Origin of the sequence: Nocardia sp. NPDC019395 (assembly GCF_040632335.1) — a bacterium.
Lineage (GTDB): Bacteria > Actinomycetota > Actinomycetes > Mycobacteriales > Mycobacteriaceae > Nocardia.
Window position 1 is genome coordinate 1089982 of sequence record NZ_JBEYBT010000001.1, and the last position, 14782, is coordinate 1104763.

The following is a 14782-nucleotide window of genomic DNA, read 5'->3' on the forward strand; positions in this document are numbered from 1 at the left end:
CGGCGGAGCGGACCGGCTCCTCGCCCGCGGCGCGAGCGGTCTCGCCTCCGGCATCGTGTACCCGCCCGCTCACCGCCGCGGTCCCGTCGAAGTGGCTCCGGACCGCGCGTAAGTCCGGCTTGCCCGAAGGAGTTCGGGGAATCGCGTCTACCACAGCCAATTCCGTGGGAATCTCGTAGCGCGCCAGCCGGCCGCGCAGGAACGCGGTCAACTCACCGGCCGAAGCGGCAGCCCGCTCACGGAGTTCCACCATGGCCACCGGTGTCGCACCGAGCCGCGCGTCCGGCCGGCCGACCACCGCGGCACCGCGCACCGCCGGATGGTTTTCCAGGGCACCGCGCACATCCTCGGGCATGATCTTGAAACCGCCCCGGATGATCGCCTGATCCGCCCGGCCCAGGATCCACAGGAAGCCGTCCGCGTCGATCCGCGCCATATCGGTGGTGCGCATCCAGTCCGCCCCGGGCCCCAGCTGACCGGGGATCACTTCGAGGATTCCCGGCTCGCCGGCGTCGAGAACGGCGCCGTGTTCGTCGACCACCCGGAGCCGGGCGCCGCCACTGGCTCGGCCGACACTGCCCCGTTTCGCGGTCCAGTACCGCTGGTGATCGGGCAGGGTCCAGCCGGCCACTCCACCGCCGAATTCGGTGGCGGCGTACGAGGTCAGCACCGGTATGCCGAATTTCTCGTAGAAGGCGTCGGCGTCGTCGGCCGACAGCGGTGCGGTCCCGGAAGTGACGACGCGGATACCGGCGAGATCCTCTCGCCGGAGATCCGAATGCAGCACCATCCGCAGTGCCGCCGGTACCAGCGAGACCGCACCCGGCCGGTGCGCGCGCACCGCCCGCACCCAGGATTTCAGCTCGAACCGGGGCAACAGGACGAACGGCCGGGCCTCGGCGACGCACTGCAGCACCCGGAACACACCGCCGATATGCACCAGGGGCGCGTTGACAATGGCCACACCCTTCCGCGGCCGCACCGGTGCCTCGGACGCGGCGGGATCGATGCCCATAACGCTGCGGGCCAGCATGTCGTAGGTGATGTCCACCCGCTTCGGCGGTCCGGTGGTGCCGCTGGTCAACATGCGGACAGCCACCCCCGGCCGGCCGGTGCCGGTGTCCGGGGCGGTAGCCGTGGCACGGACCTCGGGCAGCGCATCGGGGCCCGGAATCGAGACGACCGTAGTCTCCGTGCCGGGTGTCACCAGCGAATCGAGGTCGTCGGTTGCACCGATGAGCAGCGGCAGCCGTAGGGCGGCGATATCGTCGCGGGTCCGGTCGTCCCCACGCGACGGGTTGATCACCACCACCGTGCCGCCGGAGAGCAGTACCGCCAGCAGCGCGGCCACATGTTCGGGCCGGTTCCGCAAGAGGATCCCGACGGGGCTCGGCCCCGCCTCCGGCTCCATGACGGCCCCGATACGCTGTGCCAGCCCACCGATGCGCTCCCAGGAGTACCAGTGCTCATCGAATTCCAGTGCGGGTGAATCCGGTTGCAATGCCAGGACATCGGCTATCCGGCGGCTCAACGGATGGGTGTGTACTCCGATATCGGTCATCAGCGGATCCTCGGTTCGGTCGCGGTGGGCGATCCGGCGGCCAATTCGGATTTGCCGATCGGATTGCCCAGGCGGGTGTAGATGAGCCCGTGGTCGAGTGCCGCCCGGTAGGGCTTGTCGAGTGATTCCCAGATCGCCTTGACGGTGCCCTGGGTGGCCGCGGGCGGTTTGGCGGCGATGGTCGCGGCGATATCGTGGGCGCGGGCCCACAGATGCTCGCGGGCGACGACCTCCGATACCAGGCCGATCCGCAGCGCGGTCCGCGCGGCGACCCGTTCGTCATTGCCCATCAATGCCATCCGCAGGGTCTCCCCGAGACCGATCCGGCGCATGAGCCCGACCGGTTCCAGCGCCGAGACCAGGCCCGCGGAAACGTGCGAGTCGAAGAAGGTCGCCTCTTCCGAGCAGATCACGACATCGGATTCGTTGACGAAGTAGAACGCCCCCGCCGTGCACATCCCGTGTACCGCGCACACCACCGGCTTCCACATCTTCTGCCATTTGGGACTGAGCAGCTCACCGGGATCCTCGTGATGCCAGACACTGGCCGGTTGCCCGTAGGGGGCTTTGACATCGAGTCCGGCACTGAAAGCGCGGTCCCCGGCCGCGCGGATGACCACGGCGTTGACCGAATCGTCGAGTTTCACAATGTGCCAGGCACGTTCGACTTCCTCGCACATCGTCCGGTTGAACGCGTTCAGGCGTTCGGGTCGATTCAAGGTGAGTGTCGCGACGTGGTCGGCGGGATCGATATCGAGCAGAATCGTTTCGAATTCGCCGCTGTCGTTGTGCGTCGGCGGGCCGGTATTCGTCCCACGGGATGTATCGGTCCGATCGTTCGTCGGACCGGGATTCGAGGGCCCGGGTTCCCGGGGTGCGGAGCTCATCGGCACTGCCAGTCCGGTGTGCGCTTCTCGATGAACGCTTTGGGACCCTCGAGCGCGTCCTCGGTGCGGGTGACGCGTTCCCGGAACGATTCGGCGAGCATCTCCGCTTCGTGCAACGGGATGTTCAACCCTTTGACGATCGCCAGCCGGGTCCCCCGGACTGCCAGCGGCGCATTGGAATTGACGATCCCCGCGATCTCGTGGGCGCGTTCGAGCAGCCGATCGTGCTCGACGACCTCGGTGATCATCCCCAGTTCGTAGGCGCGCTGGACGCTCATTCGCTCGTGCTTACCCATCAGGGCCATCCGTAGTGCGACTGTGCGCGGCAGCACCCGGGCCAGGCGGACGACCTCACGTCCGGCGACCAGGCCGATACTGACGTGCGGATCGAAGAAACTCGCCCGGTCCGAGGCGATGACGATATCGCCCGTGGTCACCCAATCCAGTCCGGCTCCGCAGCACACTCCGTTGACCGCGGTGAGTACCGGTTTGGTCATGGTCCGGAAAGGGGGTGTGCCTTCCTGGGGCGCCTCCCACTGTTCGTAACTGGACAGATAGGGCCGTTTGTTGATCACCTTGCCGTCGCCGGGTATGGCCTTGACGTCGGCGCCGGTGCAGAATGCGCGCCCGGCCCCGGTGACGATGAGCAACCACACCTTGTCGTCGTTCTCGGCCTCGTCGTAGGCGGCGCGCAGCTCGGTGATCATATGCGGGCTGAGCGCGTTGAGAGCGTCGGGCCGATTCAGCGTGATGGTGGCCGTATGTCCGTCGACGACATAGTCGATGGTGTCGAACGGCATGGTCGCCTCCTGGGCGGGCGGGGGACAGGGTGCATACTGATATAGATACAGTAGACAATACCGTTGATATTCTGCCAAGGTTTGTGCAGACCTATCGGCGACGAAAGCAGGGTTCGATGGCCGCGAACGAGATCTCCGACCCCGAGGCCGTGGGTGCCACCACGGCCCCTCTCCGCTTCGGCGAGAAACCTCTCGCGCAGACGGTGGCCGCCGCCGGCGCACTGCGCCGCCTCGCCGGATTGCTCATATCGCTCGAACATCCCCACCCGGCCCTCGACACGATGATCGAGCATCTCGACCGGTGGGAGCGGGAACTCGCCGTCGCGGCGCCCCCGGACCTCGCGCCCCGGGTGGGGCCGGATGCGGGCGATACCCAGCGTGTCTATCTGGATCACGCCTTCGATATCGGCGCCTACAACCCCTGCTTTCCCGAATACCGTTTCGACCTGCTCGGCCCCGATCGCGCGGCCGGCCGGATCACCTTCCCGCTGGTGCACGAGGGGCCACCCGGACTCGTGCACGGTGGTTTCCTCGGCGTGTTCTTCGACGCTGTGGTCCAGCATCACAGCTGCGCGGTCGGCGTCACCGGGAAAACACGGTCGATGAACATCTCCTACCGCCGTCCGACGCCGATCCTGGTGGAGTTGCGCTTCGAGATCGAACGGGTCGTGCACGAAACCGGAATCCGGTCGACGGCCCGGCTGCTGCGCGACGACGCCCCGCTGTGCACGGCGGAGGTGGAGACCGTCGCCGCCTCGGCGGCGAAACTGACCGGAACCCGCTTCGGCCGACGCCGCGTGCGCGACTGACTCCGGCACCACATGCGAACAGAAGAGGACCCTCGATGACCAGCTCCACCGCCGCCGACGGCCGAGTCCACTACGACGTGGACCCCGGTGGCCGGATCGCCACCATCACCCTCGACAACCCCGCGCGCCGCAATTCCTACAACGCGGCCATGCGTGACGAACTGGCCCGGCACCTGGATCGCGCGGCCGAAGACGACGACATCACCGTGGTGCTGCTCCGCGGCACCGAAGGGGTCTTCAGTACCGGTGCCGATATGAACAACGCTTACGGCTGGTACGGCGAACCCGCGGGCAGCGGCAACGGCAAACCGGCGAAAAGCCGCCCGAGCCAGCGCCGCAGGCTCACCGTGGACCGGAAATCGTTCGGCTTCTACCACAACCTCATGGGCTATCCGAAGGTCACCGTGGGCGAGATCAGCGGTTACGCCCTCGGTGGCGGCTTCGAAATGGCGCTGATGACCGATATCTCGGTGATCGCCCGCGACACCAGAATCGGCATGCCGGCCACCCGCTTCCTCGGACCGGCCCTCGGCAGCCTGCACATGTTCTTCCACCGCCTGGGCCCCGTACTCGCCCGGCGACTGCTGCTGACCGGCGACATCATCGAAGCGGGCGCGGTCGAACACCTGGGGGTCTTCACCGAATCCTGCGCCCCCGCCGCGGTCACCGCCCGCGCCCGCTACTGGGCCGAGAAGGCGTCGAAAATGCCGGCCGACGGCGTGGTCATGGCCAAGGAGGCGTTCCGCCTGGTCGAACAGAGCCAGGCGTATCAGGGCGAAGAGGTCGCGAGCTACCTGTTCCACGCCTTCGGAACGAACCTGCAGTTCGCCCCCGGGGAATTCAACTTCGTCAAAACTCGCGCCGAACACGGCACCCGGGAAGCTTTCCGCCTGCGCGACGAACATTTCCACGTCCCGGAACCCGATCTCCCATGAGTTTCTTTGTTACCCGGGGGAGGAGAGCGACGCGCCGTTACCGCTCGGCGAGACGGATGGCGTCGGGAACAATGGACGAGTGGAGGATCCGAGAATCAGGGTAGCCGCCTATGTCCTGCGATACCGCGACGGTCCTGAACTGCTGGTATTCGACCATATCGGCGTTCCCCGGGCAGGCACCCAGATACCGGCCGGCGGCGTCCGTCCAGGCGAGGATCTCGAAGACGCCCTGCGACGTGAGATAGCTGAGGAGACGGGATTGTTCGAGGTGGAGGTGGTCGGACAATTGGGCGTCGACCACCGCCCGCACCCGCATTCGAACCGGGCCCGCCGCACCACCTACTTCCAGCTGCGCACCTCGGCCGACACGGCCGACACCTGGACGCACCGGGTGGTGGGTGCGGGCGAAGACGAGGGTTTGGATTTCGCCTGCTATTTCGTGCCGCTACCACTGGATAGGCCATTGGCGGATCACCAGGACGCTTGGCTGAACCAGATCAGTAGTTGACTGGCCGCTTCCGGATCGAGCCCGGCCGGTGACCGATGCCGCCACTTCTTTCGGCGAATTGCCGCATTGGATGGCCTACATCGGTCTTGCGGTGCTGGCCTATCGATTGGCGTCGATCAGCAGACCGACTTGGTCGAGGATGCACCGCAGGCCGTATTCGAAGTTGTGTTCATCCGGTGCACCCGATTTGCGGCCTTTGGACATCGCCTGGGAGAGCAGCGGTGTCTTCTCCGGGTCGACCTGGATCTCTTCGTAATAGGCGCGGGCCGAATCGTCGAGTTCCTTGTTCTTGTCGTAGAGCCGTTGCAGGACAACCGAACCCCGGATGTGCAGGTTCACCGCCGAATAGGTGTCGAATGCCTGGTCGACGGTCAGCCCGGCCTCGACCAGCGCCGCCACCGCGCGTTCCATCCCGCGGGCGCCGAGGCGGGCGGCGGGTGCGCTGAGGGATGACCGGATGAGGACCAGATCGCACAGGATCGGGTTGCCGAGGAAGGCGTAGCGCATGGTCCGGGCGTGATGGGTCAGCGAGTCACGCCAGTTGGCCGGATCGATGAAGGGGGTATCGAAAACGTGCCGGCTCAGCGCCCGGTCGGTCATGGCGTTGAGCAGGTCGTCCTTCTTGCGGAAGTACCAGTAGATACTGGTGACCCCCACATCGAGGTGCTTGCCCAGCATCGGCATGCTCAACCCGTCGATCGATACCTGCTCGGCGAGTGCGAAGGCACCGTCGATGATGTCCTCCGGATTCAGCGAACCACGTTCGCGCCGTCGGCGCTTCACCCCGGTAGCTTTTCGGTTCACAACGGATCTCGTTTCTTCCGGAGGTGTCAGGCGCCCGCACCGCGCGTGGCGGTGTACACCGGATCGCGCTTCTCGCTGAACGCGGCGAACGCCTCGAGCACATCGGGGCAGGACAGATTGATCCGCTGCGCGTGACCTTCGTTGAGCAGCGCCTCACGCATGGTGCGGTCGGCGCCGTCGTTCAAGAGGGATTTGGTCTGGGTGAGGGCGGTGGGCGGTCCGGCCGCCAGCCGTGCCGCCGCTTCGTCCACGAATTCGTCGATAGCGTCCTCGGAGCGTATCCAGGTGACCAGTCCGAGCGATTCGGCTTCCGCGGCATCGATGGTGTCCGCGAACATCGCGAGCCGTTTGGCCTGCTGGAGTCCGACCAGTCTGGGCAGCAGCCAGGAGCCGCCGCAATCCAGCGAGAGAGCGCGGCGGGTGAAGATCTGGCAGAACTTCGCTCCCGGGGTGGCGACGACGAAATCGCAGCCGAGCGCCAGATTCCAGCCGGCGCCGACCGCGACACCCCGCACCTTCGCGATTGTGGGTACCGGCAGATCGTGCAACTGCAGCACCGCCTCGTTGATCGCGCGGATCTCCGTGGCGGGGTCGGGGAATTCGTCCATCCCGGACGCGTCGGCGATATCGGCGCCGGAACAGAACGCACCGCCCGCCCCGGTGAGAACAACCGCACGGACCTCACCGCCGTACGTGACCTCACGGAGTTCGTCGCGCAGCGCGGACCACATCGCGCGGGTGATCGCATTCTTGCGGTGCGGCCGGTTGAACGTCAGCGTTCGCACGCCCCCGCTCTGGTGACTGAGCAGTACGGGTTCGTCGGTCACGGTCTGGTCCTTTCCACTACTGCCCTGGCGGTGACCGCGGGGCTTATCGCACCTCGATCGCGCAGTGCGGCGAGGGGTCGGTGTCGCATCCGGCTTCGGCCAGCACCGCGTCGGTGTGCTGCCGAGCGCGGGAATCGCGCCCATCGACAGGTCGAAGAGGTACAGGCCGGCCATGGCGGGGTTCTCGAAGTGGTTGTGCCGCTGCGTGGTTCAAGCGGCGACATCGAAGGTCACCGGGAGTGCATTCGGCGATCGGAAGGGCTGGCCGAAGATATGTGGATCGCCGGAGTCTCGCAGTTCGAATCCGGTCAGCCGGGTGAGCAGACGGTCCAGCGCGACCCGGGTCTCCATCCGCGCCAGGTGCAGGCCGAGGCAGGTGTGGGCGCCCGCGGTGAAGGTGATGTGCGGGATACGGCGCCGGTGGATATCGAATTCCTCCGGGCGTTCCCACCGATTCTCGTCCCGGTTGGCCGAGCCCAGGCACAGGTCCAGGACCGCGCCGCGGGGGATCGCGACGCCGTCCAGTTCGGTGTCCTCGGTGACATAGCGTTGCACCAGGGTGAGTGGCGTCTCGTAGCGCAATCCCTCCTCGATCGCCGGGGGCAGCAGGCGGCGATCGGCCTGCACGGCCGCGAACTGCTCGGGATGCTTCAGCAACAGGTAGAGCAGATTGCCGGCGGACCGATAGGTGGTTTCCAGGCCCGCCGGCAGCAGAAGGCGCAGGAACGAGTAGATCGCCTCGTCGGTGAGTTTCTCACCGTCGATCTCCGCGGTCACCAGATCGCTGATGATGTCGTCGGTCGGGGCACTGCGGCGCTGTTCGATATGCCCGAGGAAATACTCCTGCAGATCCTCCGACGCCTGGAGCGCGCGCCCCACGTTCCCGGCGTAGCTGATGATCGACACCGCGGCCTTGCGGAAGAACGGCAGATCCTCCTCGGGCAGGCCGAGCAGGCGGGCGATGACCCGGGTGGGGAATTCGAAGGTGAAATCGCGGACGAGATCGGCATGGCCGCGCTGGGCGAACTCGTCGATGAGCGCGTCGCAGATCGGCTGGACGATTTCGGGTTCCCAGGTGAGCAGGGATTGCGGTTTGAACGCCGCCGATACGAGACCCCGGTGCGCTCTGTGCCGGGCGCCGTCCATCGCGAGGATGGTCGGCCCCATGAATACACCGATAGTGGAGTCGTAGAGCCCGGTGCTGAACACCTGGCTGTTGCGCAGGGCGGAATTGACCGCGTCGTAGGAGAACGCGGCATAGGTGTCCGCGGGCCGCAGCGACTCCGGGGTTCTGGAGTAGTCCATCACCGTGCCGTGCGAAACACCGGCCTCGGCGCGCCGGGCGGCGAAGTGCGGGTAGGGGTCGCGTAGGTCGAGGGTGTCCCCGACTGGGGTCGATTCGTCCTGAACAGGGCTGTCCACAGCTCACCTCTAGCATCGTCGGGACCTTGCGGAATCCGCGAACTCCAACATACTGTAATGCATACAGTAAATGGAATCATTCGCATCGGCAATCTTCGTCGATGCGGCGACCTCCCTCGGTGGTCCGGTGAGGGTCCCGGAAATCGCCGCCGGGCCGGTGGGATTCGAGGCGGCGGTTTCGGGAGTTGTCTCAGAGTTGTATCGGCGCACCGGCCGCCATCGGGGCCACGAAACCGCCGTCCACGTGCACGTCCTGACCATTGATCCAGCGGGCCGCCGGGGAAGCCAGGAAATCGATCACCGGGACGATATCGTCGACGCTCGCGTGCCGCCCGACCGTCGCCTTGACCATATCGAGGACATCTTTGCCCATACTGGTCTCGAAATCGGTGAGGATCGGGGTCTCGGTAGGCCCCGGGCTCACTGTATTGATCCGGACCCCGTACTTCTGCCACGCGGCCGGTGCCAGGCGTTTGGCGTAGATGATCGCGGCCTGCTTCGACGTGCTGTACACCGGGTAGGCGGGATCCTGGGCGTCTTGCCAGCTCCGGACCGTTTCGAGATCGGTCGCGCCGAGCAGGCCCGCAAGTTCTTCGATCCGTTGCTGCCAGCCGAGCGCCGCGACCGACGCCACGGTCACGATCGCGCCACCCTCGCGCAGGCGCGGGAGCATCCCCTGGGTCATCAGCCGCATGCCGAGGTAGTTCACCGCCAGCACATCGTGCGCCGGGGCGGTGCCGGGCACGCCCGCGACGTAGGCCAAGACATCCCATCCCGCACCGATGCGCTCCAGTAAATCGTCGATCGCCGTGGCATCGCGCAGATCGCACAGTTCGTATCGGGAGGCCGGTGTATCGCTCGGGCGCAGGTCCACCGCGAGGACGAAATCGCCCTGCCGGTGGTAGTGCGCCGCGGTTGCCGCGCCGATTCCCGACCCGGCGCCGACAACCACGATCTTGCGTTGCTCAGAGGACATGACTACCACCGCTCTACTGCCCGGTACGGCTTATTGAATGCTTGACAGTAAGCCTGACTATAAATCACTCTGGTGGGCGACACAACGCGCCGGACCGGCCCCTGGGCGATGGGTCCGACCAGGAGTAACACGCAGATACGGAACGGAAGAACCGCATATGAGCATGCCGATCGTCGATGATGCCGCGAAGGTACTTGCGGACCCGGCCGCCTACGCCGACGATGCCCGATTGCACGCCGCGCTGAGTTCGCTCCGGGCGAATGCCCCGGTATCACTGGTCGACGTGCCGTCCTACAAACCGTTCTGGGCGATCACCAAGCACGCCGACGTCATGGCCGTAGAGCGGGCGAACCGGGTGTTCACGAACTGGCCGCGGCCGGTGCTGATGCCCGCCGCCTCGGACGAGATGCAGGCCGCGGTCGGCATCAGGACGTTGATCCATATGGACGATCCGCAGCACCGGATCGTGCGGTCGATCGCCGCGGACTGGTTCAGCCCCAAATCCATGCGGGCCATGGGAGAGCGCATCGAACAGCTCGCCGTACGCTACGTCGACCGGATGCGCGATACGGGCGGTGAATGCGATTTCGTCCAAGAGGTCGCGGTCAATTATCCGCTGTACGTGATCATGTCGCTGCTCGGCGTCCCCGAATCCGATTTTCCGTTGATGCTGAAACTCACCCAGGAATTGATCGGCAGCGACGACGACGAGTACAAGCGCACGATGTCGGATACCGAGACGATGAACGCGCTGGCGGAAATGTTCGCCTACTTCAAATCGCTGACCGACGCGCGGCGGGAGAACCCGACCGACGATCTCGCCTCGGCCATCGCCAACGCGACGATCGACGGCGAACAGCTGTCGGATATCGACACCATGTCCTACTACGCGATCATCGCCACCGCCGGGCACGACACCACCAGCGCCACGATCGCGGGCGGAATGCGCGCGCTGATCGAACATCCCGGACAGCGTGAGGAACTGCGCGCGCATCTCGACCTCATGCCGCAGGCCACCGAGGAGATGATCCGCTGGGTCACCCCGGTGAAAGCGTTCATGCGGACGGCTGCGCGGGACACCACCGTCAACGGCGTGCCGATCGGGGAGGGGGAATCGCTGCTGCTGTCCTATGTCTCCGCGAACCGGGACGAGGAGGTCTTCGACGATCCCTTCCGGTTCGATATCCACCGCGAACCCAACAAACATGTGGCATTCGGGTTCGGTATCCATTTCTGTCTGGGTGCCGCGCTGGCCCGGATGGAGGTCGGGAAATTCTTCACCGAACTGCTGCCGCGGCTGAAATCGGCCGAACTGGCCGGTGAACCCGAACTGATCGCGACGACATTCGTCGGCGGCCTCAAACATCTGCCGATCCGGTTCTCGCTCACCTGATTACCGCGCCGGTGCCCGTCCGCTCGGCGTGAGCATCGTTCGGCTGGTTCGATCACGAAGATCCGGGAAGGTCATCGACCCCGGAATTCCGGGGCCCGGCGGTCCTGGAACGCGGCCAGCCCCTCCTTGAAGTCCGCGGTACGACAGGCGAGTTCGAGAGTCAGCAGTTCGTGGGACAACGCCTGGGACAGGCTCGCGTCCTGGTTGTCGTGGATGGCCTGTTTGCTCAGTCCCAGTGCCACAGTGGGCGCGGCGGCGAGCCGGCTCACCAGCTCCGCGCTGTGCCGGTCGAGATCGCCGGGTTCGGCAGCCTGGTGGATGAGCCCCCAGTCGGCTGCCTCGCTGCCGCCGATCTTCTCGCCGAGTAGCAGCATGCGTTTGGCGCGGGCGAGGCCCACGAGTCGCGGCAGCAGCCAGGTCGAGCCGGTATCGGGGCTGAATCCGCGGCTCAGGAACGGCTCCCAGAACATCGCGTCGCTCGCGGCGACGGTGAAATCGGCGGCCAGGGCGAGGTTGCACCCCATCCCGGCCGCCCATCCGCGCACGGTGCACACCACGGGGAGGTGGATGGTGTGGACGAGTTCGATCAGCCGGTTGGCGGTATGGGGGATGCGGCGTATCAGGTCGCCGGTGCGGGGTCGGCGGCTGTCGCTGTTGGTGGCCACCCAGTCCACTCCGGAACAGAAATCCGGGCCGGCGCCCTCGATATGCACCACCCGCAGGCTTTCGTCGGTCGCCGCGTCGGTGAGCGCGTCGATCAGTTCCGCGACCATCCCCGGCGCCAGCGCATTCCGCCGCGCCGGCCGGTCGATGGTCAGCCGCAGCACCGGACCGTCCTGGTCGCGCCGGACTGTTCCGTCCGGCGGTGGGTCCTGGATGTTGTCGCTCACTGTTCAGCCCGCTCTTCCTGGGTGTCCGGCCTGTTCATCGAAACTACCGTTGACCATACCGTAACTCGAACCATACTTGGCTCGGCGAATTGCTCCGACGATGGGCGGCGGAGCACTCGGGGTCGAGGGGGCGGTGGCTGTGTCGCGTCCGGGTTCGGCATCACCGCCGTCGTGATCTCGCTTCCGGCAGCCCTTCGGTGCTGGCTCATCGGGTATTCGGTAAACCTTGCACCAAGCCGTACTGATAGCTATACAGTAGATGCAACTATTTGGTGTGCGACAGATCGCGCGGCAGTGGAGGTGGTCTGTGGACGGATCCGCCCGCCCTCGGCTCGATCGGGTCGTGGGTTCGGTATCGGCGCCGATCGGCAGACCCGTTCCCGGCTCGGCGCGCCCCCAGTCGGTCGGCGCGACTTCCGGGACGAAATGAGAGGACCTGCTATGACCACCCTCGTCTCCGACGGCGCACCTGTGCGGCGGTCGGCCCTCGTTTCCGGAGGCCCGCGGTGACCGAATGGAGTATCGGAGCCGTATTCGATGCGGTGGCGGCGGCGGCCGCGGACCGCACCATGACCATCTGTGGTGATCGCAGGACAACTTTCACCGACTCCGCGCTGCTGACCCGCCGGTTTGCCAATTTCCTGGCGTCCCGCGGGCTCGGCGCCCACACTCCGCGTGACGGGCTGGATCGCTGGGAGTGCGGCCAGGACCGGGTGGCGCTCATCATGCGCAACGACCGGTACCTCGACGTGATGATCGGCTGTATGAAGGCGCGCACGGTGCCGGTGAACATCAACTATCACTACACCGAGCACGAAATCGCCGATCTGCTCGCCTATATCCGGCCGAGCGCCATCGTCTACCACCGCTCGTTCGGGCCGGTAGTAGCGGCCGCCGCGCCCGACGGCGTAGATCTCCTCGTATCGGTGGACGACGGCAGCGATATCGACGAGCGGCCGGGTGCCGTGCGGTTCGAGGAGGCGGTGGCCTCCGGTGACCCCGACCGGGTGATCGAGACTTCGCCGGACGATGTGGTGATGCTGTGCACCGGCGGTACGACCGGGCGCCCGAAGGGTGTGCTGTGGCGGCAGAGCGATATGTACGTATCGTCGATGAACGGCGCCGATCACGAATCGCTCGAGCCATTGGGACAACTCGTCGCGGCGACCGGGTATGTATGGTTCGCCGTCTCACCGCTGTCCCATGCCGCCGGTATCTGGACATCGTTCGCCGGTCTGCTCGCCGGGCAGACGATTCTGCTCTACGACGACCGGATGAAGTTCGACGCCCGCACCGCCCTGACGGCCGCGCAGCGGGAACGGGCCGCGCTGATGACCATTGTCGGCGACGCCTACGCCGGGCCGCTGGTCCGGGAACTGCGGGCGCGGCGCTACGATCTCGCCTCGCTCATGGCGATCGGAACGGGTGGAGCCGCAACGAATCCGGTCCATCGGCACGAGCTGCTCGAGTTGCTTCCGCATGCCACCGTGGTCGAAGGGTACGGCTCCTCGGAAACCGGCGGTATGGGCTACGGCCGCAGTAGTAAAGGCGCGGAGGTCGACACTTTCGCGCCGATGCCGGGCGGAACCGCGGTCTCACTGGACCGCAGCCGCTTCTTGGAGCCCGGGGACACCGAGATCGGGTGGGCGGCACGCACCGGCCGCGTTCCGCTCGGTTACTTCGACGACCGGGAGGCGACGATGCGCACGTTTCCGGTGATCGACGGCCGGCGCCTGGCTATTCCCGGCGATCGGGCCACGGTAGCCGCCGATGGGAGCCTGCGTCTGCTCGGCCGGGATTCGCTGGTGGTCAACACCGGCGGCGAGAAGGTCTTCGTCGAAGAGGTGGAGGAGGTGCTGCGGGCCCAGGCCGGTGTGCACGACGCGCTCGTCGTCGGACGGCAGAGCCCGCGGTGGGGACAGGAAGTCGTGGCCCTGGTGTGCATCAGCGACGGCCTGGAAATCACCGAGCTGGTCCTGCGGGAAGCCTGCCGGCTGCGCCTGGCCGGATTCAAAGTGCCCAAAGAGATCATCTTCGTCACCGAGATCAGACGGCTCGGCAACGGCAAACCGGATTATCGCTGGGCATCGCAACGCGTCACCGTGCAGGTCGTGGAAGAAAACGAGGTCTGAAAATGCACAAGGTCATCGACTGCCTGGTCAATGTGCATTTCGGCGAGCAGGAACAGCCCGCATGGATGCTGAAGGTCCGTGACGACTACTTCAAGGGCCCGGAATCGCTGTACGAGCAGGTGGAACTCGGGGCGCTGCTCGACGAGATGGACGAACAGGGCGTCGAGAAAGCCGTCCTGATGTATTCGATGAAGAAGCCTTCGGCCACCGCGCTGAAATTCGTCGAGGCCCAGCCGGAACGGTTCGCTCTCGCGCTCAACGGGGTGGATCTGTTGCACCCGGTATCTTCCCTCCGGGAACTCGAAGCATTGGTGAAAGATCTTCCCGTCGCCTACACAACCATGGGACCAAGTTTCTGGGGTGACGGGCAGTATCCGCCCACGGATGCTCTCTATTATCCGCTGTACTACAAATGCGCGGAAATGGATCTGCCGCTGTGTATGAACACCGGGCTGCCCGGCCCGCCGATTCCCGGTGAGGTGCAGAACCCGATCTACCTCGATCGCGTCTGTTATCGCTTCCCCGAATTGCGGCTGTGCATGATCCACGGTGCCGACCCATGGTGGGACATCGCGATCCGGCTGCTCCTGAAATACCGCAATCTGCGGCTGATGACCTCGGCATGGTCACCGAAACGCCTGCCCGAGAGCCTGCTCCACTTCATGCGGACCCGGGGCAAGGACAAGGTGATCTTCGGTTCCGACTGGCCGGTGCTCACCATGCGCCGGGTGGTCCCGGAAGCCCGGGCCCTCGACCTTTCCGCCGACGTCCTCGGCAACTACCTCTACCAGAACGCGCAGGATTTCTTTTTCGGCGATCGATCCGCCGACGACTGAGT

The 14782-nt window shown here is 65.9% G+C and carries 12 protein-coding genes and 2 pseudogenes; 6 read left to right on the forward strand and 8 right to left on the reverse strand.

All coding sequences use genetic code 11. The features are described 5' to 3' along the window. Nucleotides 1-88: 88 nt before the first annotated feature. The 3 genes and pseudogenes from ABZ827_RS04385 to ABZ827_RS04395 form a co-directional block, all read right to left on the reverse strand. Nucleotides 89-1561, reverse strand: a pseudogene (locus tag ABZ827_RS04385) (AMP-binding protein); the annotation flags it as partial. Continuing rightward, nucleotides 1561-2448 (reverse strand): enoyl-CoA hydratase/isomerase family protein, encoded by an 888-nt coding sequence (locus tag ABZ827_RS04390; protein ID WP_357232704.1) that lies wholly within the window; start codon nt 2446-2448, stop codon nt 1561-1563. The gene ABZ827_RS04390 and the pseudogene ABZ827_RS04385, both read right to left, overlap by 1 nt. Beyond that, nucleotides 2445-3248, reverse strand: coding sequence for an enoyl-CoA hydratase-related protein (locus ABZ827_RS04395; RefSeq protein ID WP_357232706.1), 804 nt, complete (start codon nt 3246-3248; stop codon nt 2445-2447). The genes ABZ827_RS04390 and ABZ827_RS04395 overlap by 4 nt, the downstream gene beginning before the upstream one ends. Nucleotides 3249-3364: 116 nt before the next feature. Here ABZ827_RS04395 and ABZ827_RS04400 point away from each other — a divergent pair, with 116 nt between their 5' ends. The 3 genes from ABZ827_RS04400 (at nt 3365) to ABZ827_RS04410 (ending at nt 5500) form a co-directional block, all read left to right on the forward strand. Continuing rightward, nucleotides 3365-4057, forward strand: coding sequence for a PaaI family thioesterase (locus ABZ827_RS04400; protein WP_357232708.1), 693 nt, complete (start codon nt 3365-3367; stop codon nt 4055-4057). 35 nt (nt 4058-4092) lie between these two features. Beyond that, complete coding sequence (locus ABZ827_RS04405) at nt 4093-4992, forward strand: enoyl-CoA hydratase/isomerase family protein (protein WP_357232710.1); 900 nt, start codon at nt 4093-4095, stop codon at nt 4990-4992. 79 nt (nt 4993-5071) lie between these two features. Further along, nucleotides 5072-5500 (forward strand): NUDIX domain-containing protein, encoded by a 429-nt coding sequence (locus ABZ827_RS04410; protein WP_357232712.1) that lies wholly within the window; start codon nt 5072-5074, stop codon nt 5498-5500. Nucleotides 5501-5632: 132 nt separating this feature from the next. Here the strand turns inward: ABZ827_RS04410 and ABZ827_RS04415 are convergent. The 4 genes and pseudogenes from ABZ827_RS04415 to ABZ827_RS04430 form a co-directional block, all read right to left on the reverse strand. Continuing rightward, nucleotides 5633-6304 (reverse strand): annotated as a pseudogene (locus tag ABZ827_RS04415) (TetR/AcrR family transcriptional regulator C-terminal domain-containing protein); the annotation flags it as partial. A gap of 26 nt (nt 6305-6330) precedes the next feature. Continuing rightward, nucleotides 6331-7131 (reverse strand): enoyl-CoA hydratase-related protein, encoded by an 801-nt coding sequence (locus ABZ827_RS04420; protein WP_357232714.1) that lies wholly within the window; start codon nt 7129-7131, stop codon nt 6331-6333. Nucleotides 7132-7341: 210 nt separating this feature from the next. Further along, complete coding sequence (locus tag ABZ827_RS04425; protein ID WP_357232716.1) at nt 7342-8553, reverse strand: cytochrome P450; 1212 nt, start codon at nt 8551-8553, stop codon at nt 7342-7344. 190 nt (nt 8554-8743) lie between these two features. After that, nucleotides 8744-9529, reverse strand: coding sequence for a coniferyl-alcohol dehydrogenase (locus ABZ827_RS04430; protein WP_357232718.1), 786 nt, complete (start codon nt 9527-9529; stop codon nt 8744-8746). A 157-nt stretch (nt 9530-9686) separates the two neighbouring features. Here ABZ827_RS04430 and ABZ827_RS04435 point away from each other — a divergent pair, with 157 nt between their 5' ends. Beyond that, nucleotides 9687-10922: a cytochrome P450 gene (locus ABZ827_RS04435; RefSeq protein ID WP_357232720.1), complete on the forward strand. Its 1236-nt coding sequence runs from the start codon at nt 9687-9689 to the stop codon at nt 10920-10922. Nucleotides 10923-10993: 71 nt separating this feature from the next. Here ABZ827_RS04435 and ABZ827_RS04440 read toward each other — a convergent pair whose 3' ends face one another. Continuing rightward, on the reverse strand, nt 10994-11800 hold the full coding sequence (locus tag ABZ827_RS04440) for an enoyl-CoA hydratase-related protein (RefSeq protein WP_357234480.1): 807 nt from the start codon (nt 11798-11800) through the stop codon (nt 10994-10996). A 518-nt stretch (nt 11801-12318) separates the two neighbouring features. Between ABZ827_RS04440 and ABZ827_RS04445 the strand changes: the two genes are divergently transcribed. Both ABZ827_RS04445 and ABZ827_RS04450 read left to right on the forward strand, forming a co-directional pair. Then, a complete protein-coding gene (locus ABZ827_RS04445; RefSeq protein ID WP_357232722.1) occupies nt 12319-13944 on the forward strand; it encodes an AMP-binding protein in 1626 nt (541 codons plus the stop codon). Nucleotides 13945-13946: 2 nt separating this feature from the next. Then, nucleotides 13947-14780 carry an amidohydrolase family protein gene (locus ABZ827_RS04450; RefSeq protein WP_357232724.1) on the forward strand — a complete coding sequence of 278 codons (834 nt, stop codon included), beginning with the start codon at nt 13947-13949 and terminating at the stop codon, nt 14778-14780. The last annotated feature ends 2 nt before the right edge of the window (nt 14781-14782 follow it).

Coding starts and splice junctions, on each gene's coding strand:
- ABZ827_RS04390 (WP_357232704.1), bottom strand. CDS start 2,448: ATGAGCTCCGCACCCCGGGAACCCGGGCCCTCGAATCCCGGTCCGACG.
- ABZ827_RS04395 (WP_357232706.1), bottom strand. CDS start 3,248: ATGCCGTTCGACACCATCGACTATGTCGTCGACGGACATACGGCCACC.
- ABZ827_RS04400 (WP_357232708.1), top strand. CDS start 3,365: ATGGCCGCGAACGAGATCTCCGACCCCGAGGCCGTGGGTGCCACCACG.
- ABZ827_RS04405 (WP_357232710.1), top strand. CDS start 4,093: ATGACCAGCTCCACCGCCGCCGACGGCCGAGTCCACTACGACGTGGAC.
- ABZ827_RS04430 (WP_357232718.1), bottom strand. CDS start 9,529: ATGTCCTCTGAGCAACGCAAGATCGTGGTTGTCGGCGCCGGGTCGGGA.
- ABZ827_RS04435 (WP_357232720.1), top strand. CDS start 9,687: ATGAGCATGCCGATCGTCGATGATGCCGCGAAGGTACTTGCGGACCCG.
- ABZ827_RS04450 (WP_357232724.1), top strand. CDS start 13,947: ATGCACAAGGTCATCGACTGCCTGGTCAATGTGCATTTCGGCGAGCAG.